The organism is Streptomyces finlayi (assembly GCF_014216315.1).
GTDB lineage: Bacteria > Actinomycetota > Actinomycetes > Streptomycetales > Streptomycetaceae > Streptomyces > Streptomyces finlayi_A.
Window position 1 is genome coordinate 4,895,515 of sequence record NZ_CP045702.1, and the last position, 22,697, is coordinate 4,918,211.

Sequence of the window (22,697 nt, forward strand, 5' to 3'; positions counted from 1 at the left end):
GCCATGCACGACGACGCACAGCACGGGCCCCTCGCGGGCTTCACGGTCGGGGTGACCGCCGCCCGTCGCGCCGAGGAACTCGGCACACTCCTCCAGCGCAGGGGCGCCGTGGTCCTGCACGCCCCCGCCCTGCGCATCGTGCCCCTCGCGGACGACAGCGAACTCCTCGCCGCCACCAAGGAACTCATCGACGACGTACCCGATGTCGTGATCGCCACCACGGCGATCGGATTCCGCGGCTGGGTGGAGGCCGCCGACGGCTGGGGCATCGGGGACGCGCTCCTGCGGGTGCTGCGCGGCGTCGAACTCCTGGCGCGCGGCCCCAAGGTCAAGGGCGCCATCCGCGCCGCCGGCCTCACCGAGGCGTGGTCACCGGGGTCCGAGTCGATGGCGGAGGTCCTGGACCGGCTGCTCGGCGAGGGCGTCGAGGGCCGCCGTATCGCCCTGCAACTGCACGGTGAACCGCTGCCCGGGTTCGTCGACGCCCTGCTGGCAGCCGGTGCCGAGGTCGTCGGCGTCCCCGTCTACCGGTGGATGCCCCCCGAGGACATCGCCCCGCTCGACCGGATGCTCGACGTCACCGTCGCCCGGGGCCTGGACGCGCTGACCTTCACGAGTGCCCCTGCCGCCGCCTCGTATCTGAACCGGGCCGAGGTACGCGGGCTGCTTCCCGAGATTCTGTCCGCACTCCGGGACGACGTCATGACGGTCTGCGTCGGCCCCGTGACCGCCGTCCCGCTCCAGGACCGGGGCATCGACACCCTCCAGCCGGAACGCTTCCGGCTGGGCCCGCTCGTCCAACTGCTGTGCGCCAGGCTCCCGGACACAGCCCGCCCGCTGCCGGTCGCCGGCCACCGGATCGAGATCCGCGGGCACGCGGTCCTCGTCGACGGCGCCCTGCGCCCGGTGCCGCCCGCGGGCATGGCCCTGCTCCACGCCCTGTCCCGCCGGCCCGGCTGGGTCGTGGCCCGGGCGGACCTCCTGCGCGCACTGCCCGGCAGCGGCAGCGACGAACACGCGGTGGAGACGGCGATGGCCCGGCTGCGCAGCGCGCTCGGCGTACCCCGGCTGATCCAGACGGTCGTCAAGCGCGGCTACCGGCTGGCACTGGACCCGGTGGCCGAGACGAGATCCGACGGGTAGGCGGCGCCCGGCCGGGGGAGCGGCCGGGCGGATGTGGGGCGCGGCACGTGTCAGGACCCTGGGATAGCGTGCTCGGATGATCCATGACAGCCACCCCGTCGCCGACGGCATGACCCTGCGCCCCGTCACCCTCGCCGACGCCGGCTCCCTCGCCGAAGCACTGACCCGCAGCCGCGCGTACATGCGTCCCTGGGAGCCCCTGCGGCCCGACGAGTTCTACACGCCCCAGGGGCAGACACAGCGCCTCACCGGGCTGCTGGCCGACCGGGACGCGGGACGCGCGATGCCGTGGGTCCTGGTCGACGCGGAGGACCGTGCGGTCGGATCCTTCACGCTCGCCAGCATCGTCCTCGGGCCGTTCCGCAGTTCCCCCCTCGGCTACTGGGTGGACGTCGAGCAGGCGGGCCGCGGGCTCGCGACCGCCGCCGTCGCCCGCATCTGCGACCTCGCGCGCGACGGCCTCGGACTGCACCGCATCGACGCCGGGACCCTCGTGGACAACGCCGCCTCGCAGCGGGTGCTCGCCAAATGCGGCTTCGAGCAGTTCGGTACGGCCCCGCGCTACCTCCACATCAACGGTGAGTGGCGCGACCACCGGCTGTTCCAGCGGATCCTGCACGACGGCCCGCCGTGCTGACCCGTCGGGCAGCGCTCAGGCGGTCACGGACCTGACGTGGCGATGGCCGTCCAGCGGGTAGTCGGGAGGAGACGCCGGGAGGATGCCGGTGAGCGGGAAACCGCACTTCTCCGCGACCCGGCAGGACGCCTCGTTGTCCACCTGGTGCAGGAGCTCCAGGTGTGCGAGCCCTGCTCCGGTGGAGGGAGCGAACGAGGCGAACGCCCAGTCGCAGAGAGCCGCGAGGGCCCTGGGCGCCACACCGCGGCCCCGCGCGGCCGCCGTCGTCCAGTAACCGACCTCGGCCGTGTCCGACGCCGGTCCTGGCCGCTTCAGCGCGAGGTTGCCGACCAGTTCGCCGCCCCCGTCCGTGTCGGTCACGGCGAAGCCGAAGCGGGTACCGGCCGCCCAGCCCTCCCGCTGCTCCGCCAGCCACTCGGCCGCCTCGTCGGCGCTCGACACCCGCGTTGCCAGCCAGTGCCGCATCGCCGGGTCGGCGTGGGCGGCGAGGAGAGCGGGAGCATCGTCCGGCCGCCACGGCCGCAGGAGCAACGAGCCCGTGGTGAGGGTGATGCCGGGGTGTCCTTCGTCCATCCAGTCACGGTACTGAACTCCCTCGCGGCGCCCGGAAGGCACCCACCCGGCAGGAGGGGTTCCGGCCCGGCCCGGTGACGGGCACTCTGGTGGGGGATTCCCCATCGGTGACCCCGAGGCGGTGACGGACGTATGGCGCGTGTGGCGGCGGGCAGGGGCGGGTACGACTGGCGGTTCGGCTCCGGCCGGATCAGCCTCGACCTGGTGGCGACGGGGACCGGGCCCTTGGGCGCGTGCGAACAGTTCACCGGTCCTGGACCGCTCGCCGACTGGCTGGTGGCCGCCGGCCTGGTGCCGTGCGGCACGGTGCTCGCGGCGGTCGACGACACCTGGGTCACCCGCTTCCGCCGGCTGCGCACGGACATCGGCCGGCTGCTCACCGCCGAACTCGGCGGCGGCGGGGACGACACCGCCCTGGAGCACGTCAACGCGCTGGCCGCCGGGACCCCGCCGGGACTGCGCGCGGTACGGGCCGGTGGCGGCGCACTCACCCGCACCCTGAACGCCCCGCCCGTGTGCGGGGAACTGCTCGCCGCCGTCGCCCGGGACTGCGTGGACCTGCTCACCGACCCGGCGGCCAGAGCGGCCCTGCGGCGCTGCGAGGGCGAGACCTGCCGTCGCCTCTACCTCGACACCTCACGGGGGCACCGGCGCCGCTGGTGCTCCAGCGAGGTCTGCGGGAACCGGGAACGGGTCGCCCGCCACCGCCGCAGGACGGCCGCCCTCGTGGACGGGTCCCAAAAGAATCTCGCGCCGGACTGAATGGTCCGGCGTCCGGCCCCGTACTGATGGTCGAAAGGCTCGACAGGGTCTCGACCGGGAGGTTCGGGTGCGCAAGGATGCGGCCGTGGCCGATGACCGTCCGCACAGGGCTCGACATCGCAGTGAGCCGCCCCGCACCGCCTCCGACGTCCCCGACGAGGAGCTGATGCGGGCGCTCTACCGCGAACACGCCGGGCCGCTGCTCGCCTACGTGCTCCGCCTCGTGGCGGGGGACAGGCAGCGCGCCGAGGACGTGGTGCAGGAGACGCTCATCCGTGCCTGGAAGAACGCCGGTCAGCTCAACCGGGCCACCGGCTCCGTACGCCCCTGGCTGGTGACGGTCGCCCGACGGATCGTCATCGACGCCCACCGCAGCCGGCAGGCCCGGCCGCGCGAGGTCGATCCGTCGCCGCTGGAGGTCATTCCCGCGGAGGACGAGATCGACAAGGCGCTGTGGCTGATGACGCTCTCGGACGCGCTGGACGATTTGAGCCCCGCGCACCGGGAAGCATTGGTCGAGACCTATTTCCGTGGACGTACGGTCAACGAGGCCGCCGAGGTGCTCGGAATACCCAGCGGGACCGTGCGCTCCCGGGTCTTCTACGCACTCCGTTCCATGAAGCTCGTACTCGAAGAGAGGGGGATCACGGCATGAGCGACCACGAATGGCAGCCATTCGGGCCCCGCCCCACCGGCCCCCGCGGCCCCTCGGGGCCCGCAGGCCCGTCCCGCGGAGCCTCCGGGCCGCCCCACCGCCCCTCCGGCCCCTTCGAGCACCCCGTGGAGGGGCCTGGCCACGACGCCGCCGGTGCCTATGTCCTGGGCATCCTGGACGAGGCCGGGGCGAGCGCCTTCGAGGCGCATCTCGCGCACTGCGCGCTGTGCACCGCCCACCTCGACGAGTTCGCCGGCCTCGAACCCCTGCTCGCGATGCTCTCCGAGGCGCCCGCGGCCCACCCGGGCGCCCGCCCCGTCCCGCACGTGCCCGAGCCGCCCGCCCCCGCTTTGCTCGGCCGGCTCGTCGACGAGGTGGCGCGGAAGCGGGACCTGCGCCGCCGGCGCGGCCGGTATCTGCTGGCGGCTGCCGCCGCGGTGATCATCGCGGGTCCCGTGATCGCCGTCATGGCCACCGCAGGCGACGACGGCGGGCGGTCCGTGGCGGCGGGCGACCCGCATCCCACCAGCCCGGCCGAGGACGCCTTCTTCCACCACATGAAGGAGAAGACGACGGCCACCGACCCCACCACCGGCGTGGACGCCACCGTCGGCATGGAGTCCAAGGCCTGGGGGACCCACACCGTCCTCCGGCTCAAGAACGTCAAGGGCCCCGAGAAGTGCAGTCTCGTCGCCGTCTCCAAGTCCGGCGACGAGGAGGTCGTCACCTCCTGGTCCGTACCGAAATGGGGGTACGGGATCGAGGACTCCCCGCACCCCTCCGCGACGTCCCCCCTGTACGTGCACGGCGGTGCGGCGATGGCCCGCGACGACATCGACCACTTCGAGGTACGGACCTTCGACGGTGAGCGGCTGGTGGAGATCGGCGCGTGAGCCTGCGGGCGCGCCGGGGGACACCTTCCGACGCGCAATCGCAATGCTGGTCACAGGTGCGGAGCGGGCCCCCTTTCGCGTACGGTTGACGGCTGCTCTATGCACGTCAGAAGGGGGCCCCGGTGGCCGCGCAGGATGCCGCTGTCGATTCGTTGCGGGACCGGGAAATCGGTGTCGAGCAAGAACATCTGGACCGGGTTTACCACCGCCTCGAAGAGAAGATCGACGAGGCGGAATTTCTCATGCACGACGCCGTGAAGAGGGGCCAGGTCGGTACGCCGGGGGCGCTCGCCGAGCGCGACGCCCAGGTCTTCCGCGCCGGGGTGCACCTCAACCGGCTGAACAACGAGTTCGAGGACTTCCTCTTCGGGCGGATCGATCTGCTGCTCGGCAAGGACGGTGAACGCGGCCCGGACGGCGCCTTCACCTCCGTCGAGCCCGCCGACGACGCCGTACGTCCGGACAACACCGCGCACATCGCCGAGACGCTCCACATCGGCCGCATCGGGGTCCTCGACTCCGACTACGCGCCGCTGGTGATCGACTGGCGGGCCCCGGCGGCGGCGCCGTTCTACCGCTCGACGCCCAAGGAGCCGGGCAGGGTCGTACGCCGACGGGTCATCCGCTCCAAGGGCCGCAAGGTCCTCGGTGTCGAGGACGACCTGATGCGCCCGGAGCTCACCGCCCGCCTGGGCGGCGACACGCTGCCCGTCATCGGCGACGGTGCGCTGATGGCCGCACTCGGCCAGGCCCGCAGCCACACCATGCGGGACATCGTCTCGTCCATCCAGGCCGAGCAGGACATGGTGATCCGGGCCCCCGCCGCCTCCGTCACGGAGGTCTCCGGAGGCCCCGGCACCGGCAAGACCGCGGTCGCCCTGCACCGGGCCGCGTATCTGCTCTACCAGGACCGGCGCCGGTACGCGGGCGGCATCCTCGTCGTCTCGCCGACCCCGCTCCTGGTCGCCTACACCGAGGGCGTGCTGCCCTCGCTCGGCGAGGAGGGCCAGGTCGCGATCCGCGCGGTCGGCTCGCTGTCCGACGAGGCGTCGGGCGTCGAGGGCGCCACCACCTACGACGAACCGGCCGTCGCCCGTATCAAGGGCTCGTCCCGGATGCTCCATGTGCTGCGCAAGGCGGCACGCGGGGCGCTGGAGCAGCCCAGGGCGCAGCCGGCGTCCCAGGACGGCCAGTTGTCGTTCGGGGACGAGGAGCAGGAGCAGGAGCAGGCACGGCCCGTCGGCACCCCCACCCGGCTCCGGGTGGTCGCCTTCGGCGCCCGCGTCGAGCTGAACGCCGACGAGCTCCAGCGCATCCGCAACAACGTGCTCAGCGGCACGGCGCCCGTCAACCTGCTGCGCCCCCGTGCCCGCAAGCTGCTGCTGGACGCCCTGTGGACCAAGTCCTCGGGCCGGGGCCGCTACACCGACCCGGAACTCGTCGCCGAACTGCGTTCCTCCTTCGACGAGGACGTCTCCACCGAGACGCCCTTCCTCACCTTCCTCAACGACTGGTGGCCCGAGCTCACGCCCCGCAGGGTGCTGGCCACGATGGCCGACGAGCGCCGGCTCGGCCGGTGGGCCCGCCGCATCCTCAACCAGGGCGAGGTGCGACGGCTTGCCCGCTCCCTCAAGCGGCTCGACAGCGAGGGCCAGGGCCCGCTCTCGGTCCACGACGTCGCGCTGCTCGACGAGCTGCAGACCCTGATCGGCACCCCGAACCGGCCCAAGCGCAGGCGCGAGTACGACCCGCTGGACCATCTCACCGGTCTCGAGGAGCTGATGCCGCAGCGCGAGGAGACCCAGTGGGAGCGGGCCGAGCGGCTGGCGGCGGAGCGTACGGAGTACGCCCACGTCATCGTCGACGAGGCGCAGGACCTGACGCCCATGCAGTGGCGGATGGTCGGCCGCCGGGGCCGGCACGCCACCTGGACGATCGTCGGCGACCCGGCGCAGTCCTCCTGGTCCGACCCGGACGAGGCGGCGGCGGCCCGGGACGAGGCGCTCGGCAGCCGCCCCCGCCGCCGTTTCACCCTCACGGTCAACTACCGCAACCCGGCGGAGATCGCCGAGCTGGCGGCGAAGGTGCTCGCCCTCGCGATGCCGGGCATGGAGTCCCCGGCGGCGGTCCGCTCGACCGGTGTGGAGCCGCGCTTTCAGCCGGTACGGGACGGGGACCTGGCCGGCACGGTCCGCGAGGAGGCGCGCAGGCTGCTCTCCGAGGTGGACGGGACCATCGGCGTGGTCGTCGCCATGAACCGCCGTGCCCAGGCACGCGAGTGGCTCGCGGAGCTCGGGGAGCGCGTGGTGGCGCTCGGCAGCCTGGAGGCGAAGGGCCTGGAGTACGACGCCACGGTCGTCGTCTCGCCCGCCGAGATCGCCGACGAGTCACCGGCCGGCCTGCGGGTGCTGTACGTGGCGCTGACCCGGGCCACGCAGCAGCTCACCGTGGTGTCGGGGGAGCGTGACGTGCCGGACGAGGACGGGGTGCCGGACCTGCTGAGGGACTGAGCGGGCGAGCCCGGCCGGGGAGCCGCCGCGGCTGAATTCCGGTCATCCTGCGATGCGGGAATCACTTCCCGGGGGTCTTTGTTAGCCTGGTGATGGCACCGGCTCGATCCAAGCCCCCGGGCCCAACCTTCGTCGCTTCGAGCGACCACTTGCCGCGAGGCGAGCATGGCGGGTCGGTGCCACCTAAGTGAAGAAGACAGGCCCGCGTCACCTTCCGGTGGCGCGGGTCTGTTTTTCGTTCCGGAGGCGGTTCACGAGGGGGTGGGGTCACGAGGGGGTGGGGCTTCCACCGACGACCCCCCTTCTCGTATGGTGGAAACTAATTTCCGATGGGTGGCAGTCATTACCGGCTACCCGCCGGTAGGTGCGACGATCGGTAAGCATGACCGCGGCGAGTGCCGCGGGCACGCGGCAATGAAGCTAAGGGAAAGCGAAGGACTCGGCCATGGCAACGGCGCCCAGCGTCTCGTACTCGATGACGGTCAGGCTGGAGGTGCCCGCGAGCGGCACAGCGGTCTCCCAGCTCACCACGGCCGTGGAGTCCTCCGGAGGTTCGGTCACCGGCCTCGACGTGACCGCTTCCGGCCACGAGAAGCTGCGGATCGATGTCACCATCGCGGCCTCCTCCACGTCGCACGCGGACGAGATCGTCGAAGGCCTGCGCGACATCGAAGGTGTGGTGCTCGGCAAGGTCTCCGACCGTACGTTCCTGATGCACCTCGGCGGCAAGATCGAGATGGCGTCCAAGCACCCCATCCGCAACCGTGACGACCTCTCGATGATCTACACCCCGGGTGTCGCCCGTGTGTGCATGGCGATCGCCGAGAACCCCGAGGACGCACGCCGCCTCACCATCAAGCGCAACTCCGTCGCAGTTGTGACGGACGGCTCCGCGGTGCTCGGTCTCGGGAACATCGGTCCGATGGCCGCGCTCCCCGTGATGGAGGGCAAGGCGGCCCTGTTCAAGCGCTTCGCCGGCATCGACGCATGGCCCATCTGCCTGGACACCCAGAACACCGACGAGATCGTCGCCATCGTCCGCGCGATCGCCCCCGGCTTCGCGGGCATCAACCTGGAGGACATCTCCGCACCCCGCTGCTTCGAGATCGAGGCGCGGCTGCGCGAGGCCCTGGACATCCCCGTCTTCCACGACGACCAGCACGGCACCGCCATCGTCGTCCTGGCCGCCCTCACCAACGCCCTGCGCGTGGTGACCAAGGACATCGGGGACGTACGGGTCGTCATGTCCGGCGCGGGAGCGGCCGGTACGGCCATCCTGAAGCTGCTCATCGCCGCGGGCGTCAAGCACGCCGTCGTCGCCGACATCCACGGTGTGGTGCACGCGGGCCGCCAGGACCTGGTGTCCGCCGACCCCGACTCGCCGCTGCGGTGGATCGCGGACAACACCAACCCGGAGGGCGTCACCGGAACCCTCAAGGAGGCCGTCCTCGGCGCGGACGTCTTCATCGGCGTCTCCGCCCCCAACGTCCTGAACGGCGAGGACGTGGCCGCCATGGCGGACGGTGCGATCGTGTTCGCGCTCGCGAACCCGGACCCCGAGATCGAGCCCGCGATCGCCCGTCAGACGGCGGCGGTTGTCGCGACCGGCCGCTCGGACTTCCCCAACCAGATCAACAACGTGCTGGTCTTCCCGGGCGTCTTCCGCGGCCTGCTGGACGCTCAGTCCCGCACCGTCAACACCGAGATGATGCTCGCCGCCGCCGGCGCCCTCGCGGACGTCGTCGCCGAGGACGAGCTGAACGCGAACTACATCATCCCCTCGGTCTTCAACGACAGGGTCGCCGGAGCCGTCGCGGGGGCCGTCCGTGCCGCCGCGAAGGCCGCCGGCGCCGCCGTCGAGAGTTCCTCGGACCTCGGCTGAGGCACGCCCTCCGCGCAGGCCGGCCACGGCCCGTGCGGAGGGTGCCCTGCCTCACACGCGGCCGCCGTACGGCGCGTCGTGGGTCGCGGCGTCCCAAACGCCCCTTTAGGGTGGCGGGCAGCGGGCCCCTCAGGGCCCGGCATCCGCTGCGGACCGCTTCAGGGAGTCGACGGAACGTCACTACGCGCAAGCCGTGGCGCTTTTCGTGTGACTCCGGAGGGTTCCGGATTGGCTTTCCCGCCGCTGGTGGGGGCAGGATGCGTATTCGGGCGAGAGGGTCTGACATCAGACCCGGGTCCGGGGACTGTCAGAGGGCCCTGGCAGCATCGGCTTCGATCTCACGCCTCACAGGCAAGAAGAACACGGGAGTACAAACATGAACCGCAGTGAGCTGGTGGCCGCCCTGGCCGACCGCGCCGAGGTGACTCGCAAGGACGCCGACGCCGTGCTGGCCGCGCTCGCCGAGACCGTCGGAGAGATCGTCGCCAAGGGCGACGAGAAGGTCACCATCCCCGGCTTCCTGACCTTCGAGCGCACCCACCGTGCCGCTCGCACCGCTCGGAACCCGCAGACCGGCGACCCGATCAACATCCCCGCCGGTTACAGCGTGAAGGTCTCCGCGGGCTCGAAGCTCAAGGAAGCCGCCAAGGGCAAGTAAGGCCCTGAGCAGCAAACGAAGAGCGGTCACCCCGTGGGGGTGGCCGCTCTTCGGCGTCCACGGCCCTCAGAGGGCCCTCTGAGGGCCGTGGACGCCGAACGGCGGTGACTCCCCCTCAGAGGGAGCCACCGCCGTCCGTACAGTGCCGTTGTGCGCCTCGCTAGACGAGCGACCCGCCCGGCAGCTCGACCTTCGCGCCGAGCTTCTCCAGCTTGTCCATGAAGTTCTCGTAGCCGCGGTTGATCAGGTCGATGCCGTGCACCCGCGAGGTGCCCTGCGCCGCCAGAGCGGCGATCAGGTACGAGAAGCCGCCGCGCAGGTCGGGAATGACCAGATCGGCGCCCTGGAGCTTCGTGGGACCCGACACGACCGCCGAGTGCAGGAAGTTGCGCTGGCCGAAGCGGCAGTCGGAGCCGCCCAGGCATTCGCGGTAGAGCTGGATGTGCGCGCCCATCTGGTTGAGCGCCGAGGTGAAGCCGAGCCGCGACTCGTACACCGTCTCGTGGACGATGGACAGGCCGCTGGCCTGTGTCAGCGCCACCACCAGGGGCTGCTGCCAGTCCGTCTGGAAGCCGGGGTGCACGTCCGTCTCCAGGGCGATGGCGTTCAGCGCGCCGCCCGGGTGCCAGAAGCGGATGCCCTCGTCGTCGATCTCGAAGGCCCCGCCGACCCGGCGGAAGGTGTTCAGGAAGGTCATCATCGAGCGCTGCTGGGCGCCGCGCACGTAGATGTTGCCTTCGGTCGCCAGCGCCGCGGACGCCCAGGAGGCGGCCTCCAGGCGGTCCGGGATGGCCCGGTGGGTGTAACCGTCGAGCCGGTCGACACCCGTGATCCGGATGGTCCGGTCGGTGTCCATCGAGATGATCGCGCCCATCTTCTGCAGTACGCAGATGAGGTCCTCGATCTCCGGCTCCACGGCCGCGTTGGACAGTTCGGTGACACCTTCGGCGAGCACGGCCGTCAGCAGCACCTGCTCCGTGGAGCCCACCGACGGGTACGGCAGCCTGATCTTGCAGCCGCGCAGTCGCTGCGGGGCCTCCAGGTACTGGCCGTCCGCCCGCTTCTCGATCGTCGCGCCGAACTGGCGCAGCACCTCGAAGTGGAAGTCGATGGGCCGGCCGCCGATGTCGCAGCCGCCGAGACCCGGGATGAAGGCGTGGCCCAGACGGTGCAGCAGCGGGCCGCAGAAGAGGATCGGAATGCGCGACGAGCCCGCGTGCGCGTCGATGTCGGCGACGTTCGCGCTCTCGACGTGGGAGGGGTCCAGGATCAGTTCGCCCGGCTCGTCACCGGGGCGGACGGTCACACCGTGCAGCTGCAGCAGTCCCCGGACCACCCGCACATCACGGATGTCGGGCACGTTGCGGAGCCGGCTGGGCCCGCTTCCGAGCAGTGCGGCGACCATCGCCTTGGGCACCAGGTTCTTGGCGCCGCGGACGCGGATCTCGCCCTCGAGCGGGGTTCCGCCGTGGACAAGCAGGACATCGTCTGTGCCGGTCATGAATCTCGCGTTCCGGAGTGGTCGGGCGGGGGGCCATCGAAAAGGGTAATGGCCTCCTACCCCCCTTCCGTAAGGCATACGGGCGTGTACGAACGTCAAGGATCCGCCACAACACCCTCTGCCCAACACTCCTGGCTGAGGGTTACCGTCCGGAAGGGGGCGCAACAGTGCGCTCCCCGTGCGTCCGTGCGCCCCTGAGCTGCACTCGCAGGCGCTTCGGGACCGGCCGGTCCACTTGGTCCCCGCGGAGGCCCGGGATGCGGGATCATTTCTGCCATGACGGAGGTGTCCTCGCTCACAGGGCGGCTGCTCGTGGCCGCCCCCGCCCTGGCGGACCCGAATTTCGACCGCGCGGTGGTGCTGCTCCTCGACCACGACGAGGAGGGCTCGCTCGGCGTGGTCCTGAACCGCCCGACCCCGGTCGGTGTCGGTGACATCCTCGCGCCCTGGGCCGGACTCGCCGGGGAACCGGACGTGGTCTTCCAAGGTGGCCCCGTCTCGCTCGACTCCGCGCTCGGCGTGGCAGTGATCCCCGGCGACGACGGCCCTCTCGGCTGGCGCCGGGTGCACGGGGCGATCGGCCTGGTGGACCTGGAGACGCCGCCGGAGCTGCTGGCCGCCTCCCTCGGATCGCTGCGGATCTTCGCCGGGTACGCGGGCTGGGGCCCGGGACAGCTGGAGGCGGAGCTCGGTGACGGTGCCTGGTACGTCGTCGAGTCCGAACCCGGCGACGTGTCCTCGCCCCGCCCGGAGAACCTCTGGCGGGCGGTCCTGCGGCGCCAGCGCAGCGAGCTCGCGATGATCGCGACGTATCCGGACGACCCCTCGCTGAACTGACGGCGCGGCCCGGTGCCGGACCGGTGGGACGGCCGGGCGTGCCGGGAGGCCCTGGCGGCTCCGGTACGGCGTGCCCTTCAGTACCCTTGGCGGTTATGAGCACTCTTGAGCCCGATCGCGGGGCAGGTACGGGGACCCTCGTAGAGCCGACCCCACAGGTGTCGCACGGCGACGGCGACCACGAGCGCTACGCCCATTACGTCCAGAAGGACAAGATCATGGCGAGTGCCCTGGAGGGCACTCCCGTGGTGGCGCTGTGCGGGAAGGTCTGGGTACCGGGGCGCGACCCCAAGAAGTATCCGGTCTGCCCCATGTGCAAGGAGATCTACGAGTCCATGGGCGTCGGTGGCGACAAGGACAAGGGCGGCAAGGACAAGAAGTAGTCCTCGCCGGCCCGCGGTCGCCGGGAAGACCGTAGAAGGATCTGTAGCAGGGCCCCTGGGGCGTGCGGCGACGCGTGCCCCAGGGGCCTTTGCGTTGCACGGGCTGCTTCCGCTGGTCACAGAGTGGTAGAGACCACTTGTCCAGGCCCTGATGCGCACCTACTCTCCTGCCAGTTGTGCAGAACGAAACGTGCGTTGCACAGGATGCAACGACTGACCGGTAGGGGCTCCGATGAATCTTTCTGCCCGAATTGCCGCCCCCGCTGCGGCGCTCGTGCTGGCGGGCCTCACCGCCACCGCCTGTGCGCCGCAGACCTCCGACACCAGCGCCAAGGGGGACGAGAAGTCCGGAACCCTGCGCGTCTGGCTGTTCCAGGAGGTCGGCAACAAGCCCAAGGAACAGGTCGTCGACGCGGCCGTCGCCGACTTCGAGAAGAGCCACAAGGGCGCGGAGGTCGAGGTCGAGTACATCCCCGTCGACACCCGCGCCCAGCGGATCAAGGCCGCCTTCAACGACCCGAAGAGCGCCCCGGACCTCATCGAGTACGGCAACACCGACACGGCCGGTTACGTGAAGGACGGCGGACTCGCCGACGTCTCCGAGGAGTTCGCGGCCTGGGACGAGGCCAAGGACAGCGACCCGATAGCCAAGCAGTCCGTGACGGTCGGCGGAAAGATCTACGGAGCCCCGCTCTTCGTCGGCGTACGGGCGCTGTACTACCGCACCGACGTCTTCGAGGACCTGGGCATCGAGGTACCCAGGTCCCAGGCCGAACTGATCTCCACCGCGAAGAAGGTCCACAAGGAGAAGCCGGACCTGTACGGCCTCGCCGTCGGCGGCGCGTACACCTACGGCGCGATGCCGTTCATCTGGGCCAACGGCGGCGAACTCGCCGACGACACCGGCGACACGTACAAGGCCGCCATCAACAGCGACAAGGCCCGCAAGGGCATCGAGGCCTACACCTCGCTCTTCGGCGACGCCAACTGCCCGGCCGCCAAGTGCGCCTCCATGGGCGGCAACGCGACCATCACCTCCTTCGCGTCCGGCAAGGCGGCCATGGCCATCGGCGGCGACTTCAGCCACACCGCGGTCGAGGCGGGCGCCGTGAAGGGGAAGTACGCGGTCGTACCGCTGCCCGGCGTCGCACCGGGTTCGATCGCCCCGGCGTTCGCGGGCGGCAACAACATCGGCGTGCTCAAGAGCAGTTCGCACCGCACCCTGGCGGTGGACCTGATGAAGTCGCTGACCGGCAAGCAGACCCAGGCCAAGCTCTTCGACGCCATGGGCTTCCTGCCGACCTACACCGACGTACGGGACAACGCGGCGAAGAAGGAGCCCTTCGCCGCGCCGTTCGTCCAGACCCTCGGCGCGGGCGCCAAGTTCGTCCCCGCCTCGCCGGGCTGGGGCCAGATCGACGCCTCGCTCGTCCTGCCGACGATGTTCCAGGAGATCGTCAGCGGGCGTAAGGACGTCGCGCAGGCGTCGGACGACGCCGCGAAGAAGATGGACGCGGCGTTCGCCGCCGCGGGCTGACCATGACCGCGACCGGCACCACGTACAAGGCTCCCGGGGCGGGCGGCGGCGTACAGCCCCGCCCGCCCCGGCGCCGCCGCTCCGTCTCACCCGCCCGGCAGCCGGGCTGGACCCCCTGGCTCTACCTCCTGCCCGCGCTGGTCCTCCTCGGGGCGCTCCTCGTCTACCCGATCTACCAGCTGGGCCTGATCTCCTTCCTGGAGTACACCCAGGCCCAGGTCAGCGGCGGCGAGCCGACCACCTTCAAGGGGTTCGGCAACTACGGGACACTCTTCCGCGACAGCCAGTTCTGGCAGGTGCTGCTGGCGACCGTCGTCTTCGCCGCGGCCTGCGTGGTCGCCACCCTCATGACCGGCTGCGCGCTCGCCGTCCTGCTGACCCGGATCCGCGCCCTGCCCCGGCTCGCGCTGATGATGGCCGCGCTCGGCGCCTGGGCGACCCCCGCCGTCACCGGGTCCACCGTCTGGGTCTTCCTCTTCGACCCCGACTTCGGACCGGTCAACCGTGTCCTGGGGCTCGGCGACTTCTCCTGGACGTACGGGCGCTACAGCGCCTTCGCCCTGGTGCTCCTCGAAGTGCTCTGGTGCTCGTTCCCGTTCGTGATGGTGACCGTCTACGCCGGCATCCGGGCCATCCCCACGGAGGTGCTGGAGGCGGCTTCCCTGGACGGCGCGTCGCAGTGGCGGATCTGGCGGTCGGTCATGGCACCGATGCTCCGGCCGATCCTGGTCGTCGTCACGATCCAGTCGATCATCTGGGACTTCAAGGTGTTCACCCAGATCTACGTCATGACCAACGGCGGCGGCATCGCCGGCCAGAACCTGGTGCTCAACGTGTACGCGTACCAGAAGGCGTTCGCGTCCTCGCAGTACAGCCTCGGCTCGGCGATCGGTGTCGTGATGCTGGTGATCCTGCTGGCCGTGACGCTGGTCTATCTGCGCCTCGTCCGGCGCCAGGGGGAGGAACTGTGAGCGCCTTCAGCACCCGTTTCCGGGTCCGCAGGCCAGGCCGGCTGGCCGCCGAGGCGGCGGCCCTGCTCATCGCCGTCGCGGTCGCCTTCCCGCTCTACTGGATGGTGCTCTCCGCGTTCAAACCGGCGGGCGAGATCCAGTCCACCGAGGCACGCCCCTGGACGCTGTCACCGTCCCTCGACTCGTTCCGCCGGGTCTTCGAACAGCAGGACTTCGGCCGCTACTTCCTGAACAGCCTGCTCGTCGCGGGCACGGTCGTCATCGCGTCCGCGCTCATCGCGTTCCTGGCGGCGACGGCGGTGACCCGGTTCCGCTTCAAGTTCCGGACGACCCTGCTGATCATGTTCCTCGTCGCGCAGATGGTGCCGGTCGAGGCGCTGACCATCCCGCTGTTCTTCCTCATGCGGGACTTCGGGCAGCTGAACACGCTGGGATCGCTGATCCTGCCGCACCTCGCCTTCTCGCTGCCGTTCGCGATCTGGATGCTCCGCGGCTTCGTGAAGGCCGTCCCGGAGGCGCTGGAGGAGGCCGCGTACATCGACGGGGCGAGCCGCACCCGCTTCCTGTGGCAGATCCTCTTCCCGCTGGTCTTCCCCGGCCTCGTGGCGACCAGTGTCTTCTCGTTCATCTCGACCTGGAACGACTTCCTGTTCGCGAAGTCCTTCCTCATCAGCGACACCTCCCAGTCGACGCTTCCCATGGCGCTGCTGGTCTTCTTCAAACCCGACGAGAACGACTGGGGAGGGATCATGGCAGCCTCGACGGTGATGACCATTCCCGTCCTGGTCTTCTTCGTCCTCGTACAGCGACGCCTGGTCTCGGGACTCGGCGGAGCGGTTAAGGACTGACGTGGACAATCTCATTCCCGCGCCTGTGCGCACCGGCGCCGAGGACGGGCCCGGATCCACCCTGGACGCGTCCACCACCCTCACCGCCCAGGCCGGCACCGAGACCACCGAGCGCTGGCTGCGCTCCACCCTCGGTGCGGCGTTCGGCCTGCCGCTCGCGCCCGGGGGGCCCGCGCCGGCCGCGAACACCATCGCGCTGGACATCGACCCCGCCCTGGAGCCCGAGGGCTACCGGCTGGTCACCGTGCCCACCGGGGGCGTACGACTCACCGGAGGCAGCCCGGCAGGCGTCTTCCGGGGCGCGCAGACCCTCCGTCAGCTCCTGGGGCCCGACGCCTTCCGCCGCGCCCCCGTCAGCGCCGCCGGCAAGACCGTCATCCCCTTCACGGACATCGAGGACAGCCCCCGCTTCCCCTGGCGCGGCCTGATGCTCGACGTCGCCCGGCACTTCCTGCCGAAGGAGGACGTCCTGCGCTACCTGGACCTCCTCGCCGCCCACAAGCTGAACGTCTTCCACTTCCATCTGACCGACGACCAGGGCTGGCGCGTGGAGATCAAGCGCTACCCCCGGCTCACCGAGACCGGCGCCTGGCGCAGCCGCACCAAGTACGGTCACCGGGCGTCCGATCTGTGGGACGAGACCCCGCACGGCGGCTACTACACCCAGGACGACATCCGGGAGATCGTGGCGTACGCCGCCGCGCGGCACATCCGGGTCGTCCCGGAAATCGACATCCCGGGCCACTCTCAGGCCGCCATCAGCGCGTACCCCGAACTGGGCAACACCGACGTCATCGACACGACCGCACTCGCCGTCTGGGACGACTGGGGCATCAACCCGAACGTACTCGCCCCCACCGACACCACCCTGCGCTTCTTCGAGGACGTCTTCGAGGAGCTCCTCGACCTCTTCCCCGCGGACACCTCGCCCTTCATCCACGTCGGCGGCGACGAGTGCCCCAAGGACCAGTGGAAGGAGTCCGCGACCGCCCAGGCGCGGATCGCCGAACTCGGCCTGGCCGACGAGGACGAGCTCCAGTCCTGGTTCATCCGTCACTTCGACACCTGGCTCACCGCGCGTGGTCGCCGCCTCATCGGCTGGGACGAGATCCTGGAGGGCGGACTTCCCCCAGGTGCCGCCGTGTCCTCGTGGCGGGGTTACGCGGGCGGGATCGCCGCAGCCGAGGCCGGCCACGACGTCGTGATGTGCCCGGAGCAGCACGTGTACCTGGACTACCGTCAGGACGGCGGCCCCGACGAGCCGATGCCCATCGCCTACGTAAGGACCCTGGAGGACGTCTACCGCTTCGAGCCCGTACCTCCGGGCCTCTCCGAAGTGGCGGCCCGTCACATCCTGGGCACCCAGGCCAACGTGTGGACCGAGGTCATGCAGAACCGGTCCCGCGTCGACTACCAGGTCTTCCCCCGGCTCGCCGCCTTCGCCGAGGTCGCCTGGTCCCGGCTCCCCGCATCCGGCGAACGGGACTTCGCCGATTTCGAGCGCCGGATGACCGCGCACTACGCCCGGCTCGACGCCCTCGGCGTCGGCTACCGGCCGCCGGGCGGCCCGTTGCCCTCGCAGATGCGCCCCGGCGTTCCCGGCCGCCCGATCGAGGGGGCACCCCCGAACGCGTAGGCACCGCATCCGGGTCGCTCACGGGGCCGCCGCGGGCCCCGTGAGCCTCCTCGGACCCGCCCGCACGAAGGTGACATGTCGTACGGGACTCGCTGAAGAGTGGCAATCCGCACTCTGCGCCGAAGAGGTGCGAATCGGTACCATCCCCTGGTCAGGGGCGGAAACCCCCTTCATGGACCCTCGCGTCGGGCCGGTCGGAAGATGTGCCAGAGTTGCCACGTCCGGGCTGTGAGCACGTACCGTACGGCGGGACAGGCGGGACAGCCGGGAGACCGGAAAGGGGCAGCTGGGTTGACCACTCACGCACCGCAGGCGATGCAGTCGGTGACGCTGCCGGCCTCGCTGGACGAGGCCGTGGCGGCGCTCGGCGCCATGCCCGCCGCCGTCCCTGTGGCCGGTGGCACGGACCTGATGTCGGCCGTCAACAAGGGGCTGCTGCGCCCCTCGGGCCTCGTCGGCCTCGGACGGATCAGCGAGCTGCGCGGCTGGCACTACCAGGACGGTCACGCGCTGCTCGGCGCCGGACTGACCCACGCACGCATGGGACGGCCCGACTTCGCCGCCCTCATCCCCGCGCTCGCCGCGTCGGCACGTGCCGCGGGCCCGCCCCAGATCCGTAACGCCGGGACGCTCGGCGGCAACATCGCGAGCGCGGCCCCGACCGGCGACACCCTGCCGGTGCTGGCCGCCCTGGAGGCCGAACTGATCGTCGCGGGAGCCGGGGGCGCCCGCCGTGAGGTCCCGGTCTCGCACCTGCTGGCGGGCCGCGAGATGATCTCGCCCGGCGAACTGATCGGTTTCGTCCGCGTACCGCTGCTGCACGCCCCGCAGGTCTTCCTGAAGGCCACAGGACGCACCGGCCCCGGCCGCGCGACGGCGTCCGTGGCGATCGTCCTGGACCCCGCCCGGCGCGGAGTGCGCTGCGCGGTCGGTGCCGTGGCACCGATGCCGCTGCGGCCCCTGGAGGCCGAACGCTGGATCGCCTCGCTGATCGACTGGGACGGCGAGCGCGGCCTGGCCCCCGACGCACTGGCCGCCTTCGGCGAGTACGTCGCCGCGGCCTGCATCCCTGACCAGACCCCGCCGGACGACGGGGGAGAGGCGCCACCGCTGCCCCCGGCCGTTCAACATCTGCGCCGCACCGTCGCCACGCTGGCCCGACGCGCGCTCGGGAGGGCACTGTCGTGAGCAACGACCCCAACGAACAGCAGGGGCAGCACGACCCGTACGCGCAGCAGTACGGCAGCTGGCAGCCGACCCCGCAGAGCGGCGAGTACGACGCCGAGGCGACGGCCTTCGTCCACCTGCCCCCGGAGGACCTGGCGAACGACCCGCTGGCCGCCCCCGGCCACGGATACGTACCGCCGATGATCCTGCCGCTGACCCCGGCCGCGGGGCTGGATCAGGCGGGAACGGGCAGCTGGGTCGTCCGGACGCCGAACACGCAGACCTCCGACCCGCATGGCTCCGACCCGCATGGCTCCGACCCGCATGGCTCGGACCTACACGGCTCGGACCTGCACGGCTCCGACCTTTATGCGTCCGACCAGCGGACGCCGGGCCCGCGGAGCCCTGACGGGCCCGCGGAGGGCGAGCCCCCCGCGCCCTCCTCGGTGCACTGGCCGGACCCGAACCAGCAGCAGGAACACCGGGAGTACCCGGTCACCTCCTCCACGACGGCCCAGTGGGACTTCGCCGAGGTGACGACCGCCGCCGCCGAGCCCCCCGCGGGCTCCGGGGCGCCCGGTCACACCGGCCAGTGGACGATCCCGGTCGCGGACGGCGACCTCCCGGAGGAGTCCGGCGAGTTCGCGGCCTCCGCCCTGGCCTCGCAGTGGTACGCCGGCACGGACAAGGACCGGCCCGCCACACTGCCGGGCGGCGCCCCCGCACCGTGGGCGACGCCGCAGCCGGAGGAGGCCGAAGGCGCGCTCCCGGCCGCCGGGGACATGCCGTCGGGCACGGAGCTCCCGGAGGGCACCGAGGACGCGCAGGGCACGGAGGGCACGGAGGACGCGGAGGGAACGGAGGACGCGGAGGCCACGGATGTCACCGCAGCCCCCGCCCCCGACCCCACGCCCACGCCCACCCCCACGCCCGCCCCCGACGCCCAGCCGGAGGGCGACATCCCCGAGGCGACGCCGCCTCACCAGGACCCCGAGGTCCCGGCATACGCGTCCGGCACCGCTGCCACCCCCGTCACGGGCGCCGCGAGCGAGCACCCCTCCGCCTCGTACGTCCTGCACGTGAACGGCGCCGACCGCCCGGTCAGCGACGCCTGGATCGGCGAGTCCCTCCTCTACGTGCTGCGCGAGCGCCTCGGCCTCGCCGGCGCCAAGGACGGCTGCTCGCAGGGCGAGTGCGGTGCCTGCAACGTCCAGGTGGACGGGCGTCTCGTCGCCTCCTGTCTGGTCCCCGCGGCCACCGCGGCGGGCAGCGAGGTCCGTACGGTCGAGGGTCTCGCCGTCGACGGCGAGCCGTCCGACGTGCAGCGGGCCCTGGTCGCGTGCGGAGCCGTCCAGTGCGGCTTCTGCATCCCCGGTATGGCCATGACCATCCACGACCTCCTCGAGGGCAACCACGCGCCCTCCGAACTGGAGACGCGCCAGGCTCTGTGCGGCAACCTCTGCCGCTGCTCCGGCTACCGGGGAGTGCTCGACGCGGTGGGCGAGGTGATCGCGGGCCGCGAGGCGAACGCCGAAGCGGCCGCGTCCGGGCCGGCCGACGAAGTGCGCATCCCGCACCAGGCGTCCCCGGGCGCCGGTAGTGTCCAGCCTCAGCCGCACGAGGGAGGCGACCTGTGAGCCGCAAAAGCAGGACCGCCGCAATCCCGAGCGCGACCCCACCGGCCGACCACAGCTGCTGCCGCAGCGGGGCGAATGACAAGGAGGCGGCGTGAGCAGCGACGCAGCCACCGCGACCAGCGCCACCCGCACCACGTTCCCTGACACCACCGTTCTCGGCTCCGGCCCGGACCAGGAGACTCCCGCGCTCGGCCTGGGCGCCTCGCTCCCGCCCGCCGACGCCCGCGCGAAGACCGAGGGCACCTTCCCGTACGCGGCGGACCTCTGGGCCGAGGGACTGCTGTGGGCGGCCGTGCTCCGTTCACCGCACCCGCACGCCCGCATCCTGTCCATCGACACCTCGGCAGCGGCCGAGATGCCGGGGGTACGGGCGGTCGTCACCCACCAGGACATCCCCGGGGACGGCTCCTACGGGCGTCTGGTCGTCGACCGCCCCGTGTTCGCCTCCGAGCTGGTGCGCCACCACGGTGAGCCCGTGGCCGCCGTCGCCGCGGACCACCCGGACACGGCACGCCTCGCCGCGGCGGCCATCGCCGTCGAGTACGAGGTCCTGGAACCGGTCACCGACCCGGAGAAGGCGTTCGCCGCCGAACCCCTGCACCCCGACGGCAACCTCATCCGCCACATCCCGCTGCGTTACGGCGACCCGGACGCCGTGGGCGAGGTCATCGTCGAGGGCCTGTACCGCATCGGCCGCCAGGACCCCGCCCCGATCGGAGCCGAGGCCGGTCTGGCCGTGCCCCGCCCCGACGGCGGCGTGGAGATCTACACGGCCTCCACCGACCCGCACACCGACCGCGACCTGGCCGCCGCCTGCTTCGGCCTGGAGCCGGACCGGGTGAAGGTCGTCGTCACCGGTGTCCCCGGGGCGACCGGCGACCGTGAGGATCCCGGCTTCCAGATCCCGCTGGGCCTGCTCGCCCTGCGCACCGGCTGCCCGGTGAAACTGGTCGCCACCCGCGAGGATTCCTTCCTCGGGCACGCCCACCGCCACCCGACGCTCCTGCGCTACCGCCACCACGCGGACGCCGAGGGCCGGCTGGTCAAGGTCGAGGCCCAGATCCTGCTCGACGCCGGCGCGTACGCCGACTCCTCGTCCGAGTCCCTCGCCGCCGCGGTCGCCTTCGCCTGCGGCCCGTACGTCGTCCCGCACGCCTTCATCGAGGGCTGGGCCGTCCGTACGAACAACCCGCCCTCCGGTCACGTACGCGGCGAGGGCGCGATGCAGGTCTGCGCGGCCTACGAGGGCCAGATGGACAAGCTGGCGGCCAGGCTGGGCATCGACCCGGCCGAGCTCCGCCTCCGTAACGTGCTGTCCACGGGTGACATCCTGCCCACCAGCCAGACCGTGACGTGCCCGGCACCGGTCGCGGAACTGCTCAGGGCCGTACGGGACTTCCCGCTGCCCGCCCTGCCGAAGGACATCTCGCAGGACGACTGGCTGCTGCCCGGAGGCCCGGAAGGCGCGGGCGAGCCCGGGGCCGTGAGACGCGGAGTCGGTTACGCGCTCGGCATGGTCCACATGCTCGGCGCCGAGGGCGCGGACGAGGTCTCCACGGCCACGGTCCGGGTGCACGACGGCATCGCCACGGTCATCTGCGCAGCGGTGGAAACCGGCCAGGGCTTCTCCACCCTCGCCCGGCAGATCGTGCAGGAGACCCTGGGCATCGAAGAGGTCCACGTGGCCGCGGTGGACACCGACCAGCCCCCGGCGGGCCCGGCGACGCACGGTCGTCACACCTGGGTCTCGGGCGGGGCCGTGGAGCGGGCCGCCAAGATGGTGCGCACCCAGCTCCTCCAGCCGCTGGCCCACCAGTTCGGCATGTCCACGGAGCTCCTCCAGATCGCCGACGGCAAGATCACCTCGTACGACGGGGTGCTGTCCACGACGGTCACGGAGGCCATGGACGGCAAGGAACTCTGGGCCACCGCCCAGTGCCGCCCCCACCCGACCGAACCCCTCGACGAGTCCGGCCAGGGCGACGCGTTCGTCGGCCTCGCCTTCTGCGCGATCCGCGCGGTGGTGGACGTCGACATCGAGCTGGGTTCGATCCGGGTCGTCGAGATGGCGGTCGCCCAGGACGTGGGCCGCGTCCTGAACCCCGCCCAGCTGGCCGTCCGTATAGAGGCGGGCGTCACGCAGGGCATCGGCGCCGCCCTCACGGAGAACCTCCGCACCGCCCGTGGCTTGATCCGGCACCCCGACCTCACCGGCTACGCGCTTCCGACGGCCCTGGACGCACCGGACATTCGCATCGTCAAACTCGTCGAGGAACGCGACGTGGTGGCCCCCTTCGGCGCCAAGGCCGCCTCTGCGGTACCGGTGGTGGCGTCCCCCGCGGCCGTCGCCTCAGCAGTCCGCTCGGCAACCGGCCGCCCGGTCAACCGCCTCCCGATCCGCCCACAGGCAGCGGTGGCAACACCCAAGGCATGACAGGCGCCTGACGGTGTGATCCGCGTTGCACGT

The 22,697-nt window shown here is 71.6% G+C and carries 19 protein-coding genes; 17 read left to right on the plus strand and 2 right to left on the minus strand.

The features are described 5' to 3' along the window. The first annotated feature begins 3 nt into the window (after positions 1-3). On the plus strand, positions 4-1,143 hold the full coding sequence (locus F0344_RS22530; RefSeq protein ID WP_185300525.1) for a uroporphyrinogen-III synthase: 1,140 nt from the start codon (positions 4-6) through the stop codon (positions 1,141-1,143). A gap of 76 nt (positions 1,144-1,219) precedes the next feature. Continuing rightward, entirely contained in the window at positions 1,220-1,780 is a 561-nt protein-coding gene (locus F0344_RS22535) for a GNAT family N-acetyltransferase (protein WP_185300526.1), read from the plus strand. A gap of 15 nt (positions 1,781-1,795) precedes the next feature. On the opposite strand, the gene F0344_RS22540 is transcribed toward F0344_RS22535, so the two are convergent. Next, the gene (locus F0344_RS22540; RefSeq protein ID WP_258050050.1) at positions 1,796-2,353 is read right to left on the minus strand and encodes a GNAT family N-acetyltransferase; all 558 of its coding nucleotides are present in this window, start codon (positions 2,351-2,353) and stop codon (positions 1,796-1,798) included. A 132-nt stretch (positions 2,354-2,485) separates the two neighbouring features. Here F0344_RS22540 and F0344_RS22545 point away from each other — a divergent pair, with 132 nt between their 5' ends. The 6 genes from F0344_RS22545 (at position 2,486) to F0344_RS22570 (ending at position 9,713) form a co-directional block, all read left to right on the plus strand. Continuing rightward, on the plus strand, positions 2,486-3,115 hold the full coding sequence (locus F0344_RS22545) for a CGNR zinc finger domain-containing protein (RefSeq protein WP_185300527.1): 630 nt from the start codon (positions 2,486-2,488) through the stop codon (positions 3,113-3,115). Positions 3,116-3,182: 67 nt separating this feature from the next. Further along, complete coding sequence (locus F0344_RS22550; RefSeq protein WP_185300528.1) at positions 3,183-3,770, plus strand: sigma-70 family RNA polymerase sigma factor; 588 nt, start codon at positions 3,183-3,185, stop codon at positions 3,768-3,770. Then, positions 3,767-4,663, plus strand: a complete 897-nt coding sequence (locus tag F0344_RS22555; protein ID WP_258050051.1) for an anti-sigma factor family protein — start codon at positions 3,767-3,769, stop codon at positions 4,661-4,663. The genes F0344_RS22550 and F0344_RS22555 overlap by 4 nt, the downstream gene beginning before the upstream one ends. Positions 4,664-4,785: 122 nt before the next feature. Next, complete coding sequence (locus tag F0344_RS22560) at positions 4,786-7,173, plus strand: HelD family protein (RefSeq protein WP_185300529.1); 2,388 nt, start codon at positions 4,786-4,788, stop codon at positions 7,171-7,173. Between the two features lie 445 nt (positions 7,174-7,618). Beyond that, positions 7,619-9,055 carry an NAD-dependent malic enzyme gene (locus F0344_RS22565; RefSeq protein ID WP_185300530.1) on the plus strand — a complete coding sequence of 479 codons (1,437 nt, stop codon included), beginning with the start codon at positions 7,619-7,621 and terminating at the stop codon, positions 9,053-9,055. A 376-nt stretch (positions 9,056-9,431) separates the two neighbouring features. After that, the gene (locus tag F0344_RS22570) at positions 9,432-9,713 is read left to right on the plus strand and encodes an HU family DNA-binding protein (protein ID WP_003968811.1); all 282 of its coding nucleotides are present in this window, start codon (positions 9,432-9,434) and stop codon (positions 9,711-9,713) included. Between the two features lie 160 nt (positions 9,714-9,873). On the opposite strand, the gene murA is transcribed toward F0344_RS22570, so the two are convergent. Then, a complete protein-coding gene (murA, locus tag F0344_RS22575) occupies positions 9,874-11,214 on the minus strand; it encodes a UDP-N-acetylglucosamine 1-carboxyvinyltransferase (protein ID WP_185300531.1) in 1,341 nt (446 codons plus the stop codon). A 276-nt stretch (positions 11,215-11,490) separates the two neighbouring features. On the opposite strand from murA, the gene F0344_RS22580 reads away from it, so the two are divergent. From F0344_RS22580 to F0344_RS22620, 9 genes are all read left to right on the plus strand, one after another. Continuing rightward, complete coding sequence (locus F0344_RS22580) at positions 11,491-12,051, plus strand: YqgE/AlgH family protein (RefSeq protein ID WP_185300532.1); 561 nt, start codon at positions 11,491-11,493, stop codon at positions 12,049-12,051. 95 nt (positions 12,052-12,146) lie between these two features. Continuing rightward, entirely contained in the window at positions 12,147-12,434 is a 288-nt protein-coding gene (locus tag F0344_RS22585; RefSeq protein WP_185300533.1) for a DUF3039 domain-containing protein, read from the plus strand. Between the two features lie 232 nt (positions 12,435-12,666). After that, positions 12,667-13,971, plus strand: coding sequence for an extracellular solute-binding protein (locus F0344_RS22590; protein WP_185300534.1), 1,305 nt, complete (start codon positions 12,667-12,669; stop codon positions 13,969-13,971). A 2-nt stretch (positions 13,972-13,973) separates the two neighbouring features. Next, complete coding sequence (locus tag F0344_RS22595) at positions 13,974-14,942, plus strand: carbohydrate ABC transporter permease (protein WP_185300535.1); 969 nt, start codon at positions 13,974-13,976, stop codon at positions 14,940-14,942. Further along, positions 14,939-15,790, plus strand: coding sequence for a carbohydrate ABC transporter permease (locus F0344_RS22600; protein WP_185300536.1), 852 nt, complete (start codon positions 14,939-14,941; stop codon positions 15,788-15,790). Before F0344_RS22595 ends, F0344_RS22600 begins: the two co-directional genes overlap by 4 nt. Before the next feature lies 1 nt (position 15,791). Next, positions 15,792-17,426, plus strand: coding sequence for a beta-N-acetylhexosaminidase (locus F0344_RS22605; protein WP_185300537.1), 1,635 nt, complete (start codon positions 15,792-15,794; stop codon positions 17,424-17,426). Positions 17,427-17,717: 291 nt separating this feature from the next. Further along, on the plus strand, positions 17,718-18,614 hold the full coding sequence (locus tag F0344_RS22610) for an FAD binding domain-containing protein (protein ID WP_185300538.1): 897 nt from the start codon (positions 17,718-17,720) through the stop codon (positions 18,612-18,614). Then, the gene (locus F0344_RS22615) at positions 18,611-20,230 is read left to right on the plus strand and encodes a 2Fe-2S iron-sulfur cluster-binding protein (protein WP_185300539.1); all 1,620 of its coding nucleotides are present in this window, start codon (positions 18,611-18,613) and stop codon (positions 20,228-20,230) included. Before F0344_RS22610 ends, F0344_RS22615 begins: the two co-directional genes overlap by 4 nt. 91 nt (positions 20,231-20,321) lie before the next feature. Further along, positions 20,322-22,664, plus strand: a complete 2,343-nt coding sequence (locus tag F0344_RS22620; protein ID WP_185300540.1) for a xanthine dehydrogenase family protein molybdopterin-binding subunit — start codon at positions 20,322-20,324, stop codon at positions 22,662-22,664. Positions 22,665-22,697: the final 33 nt, after the last annotated feature.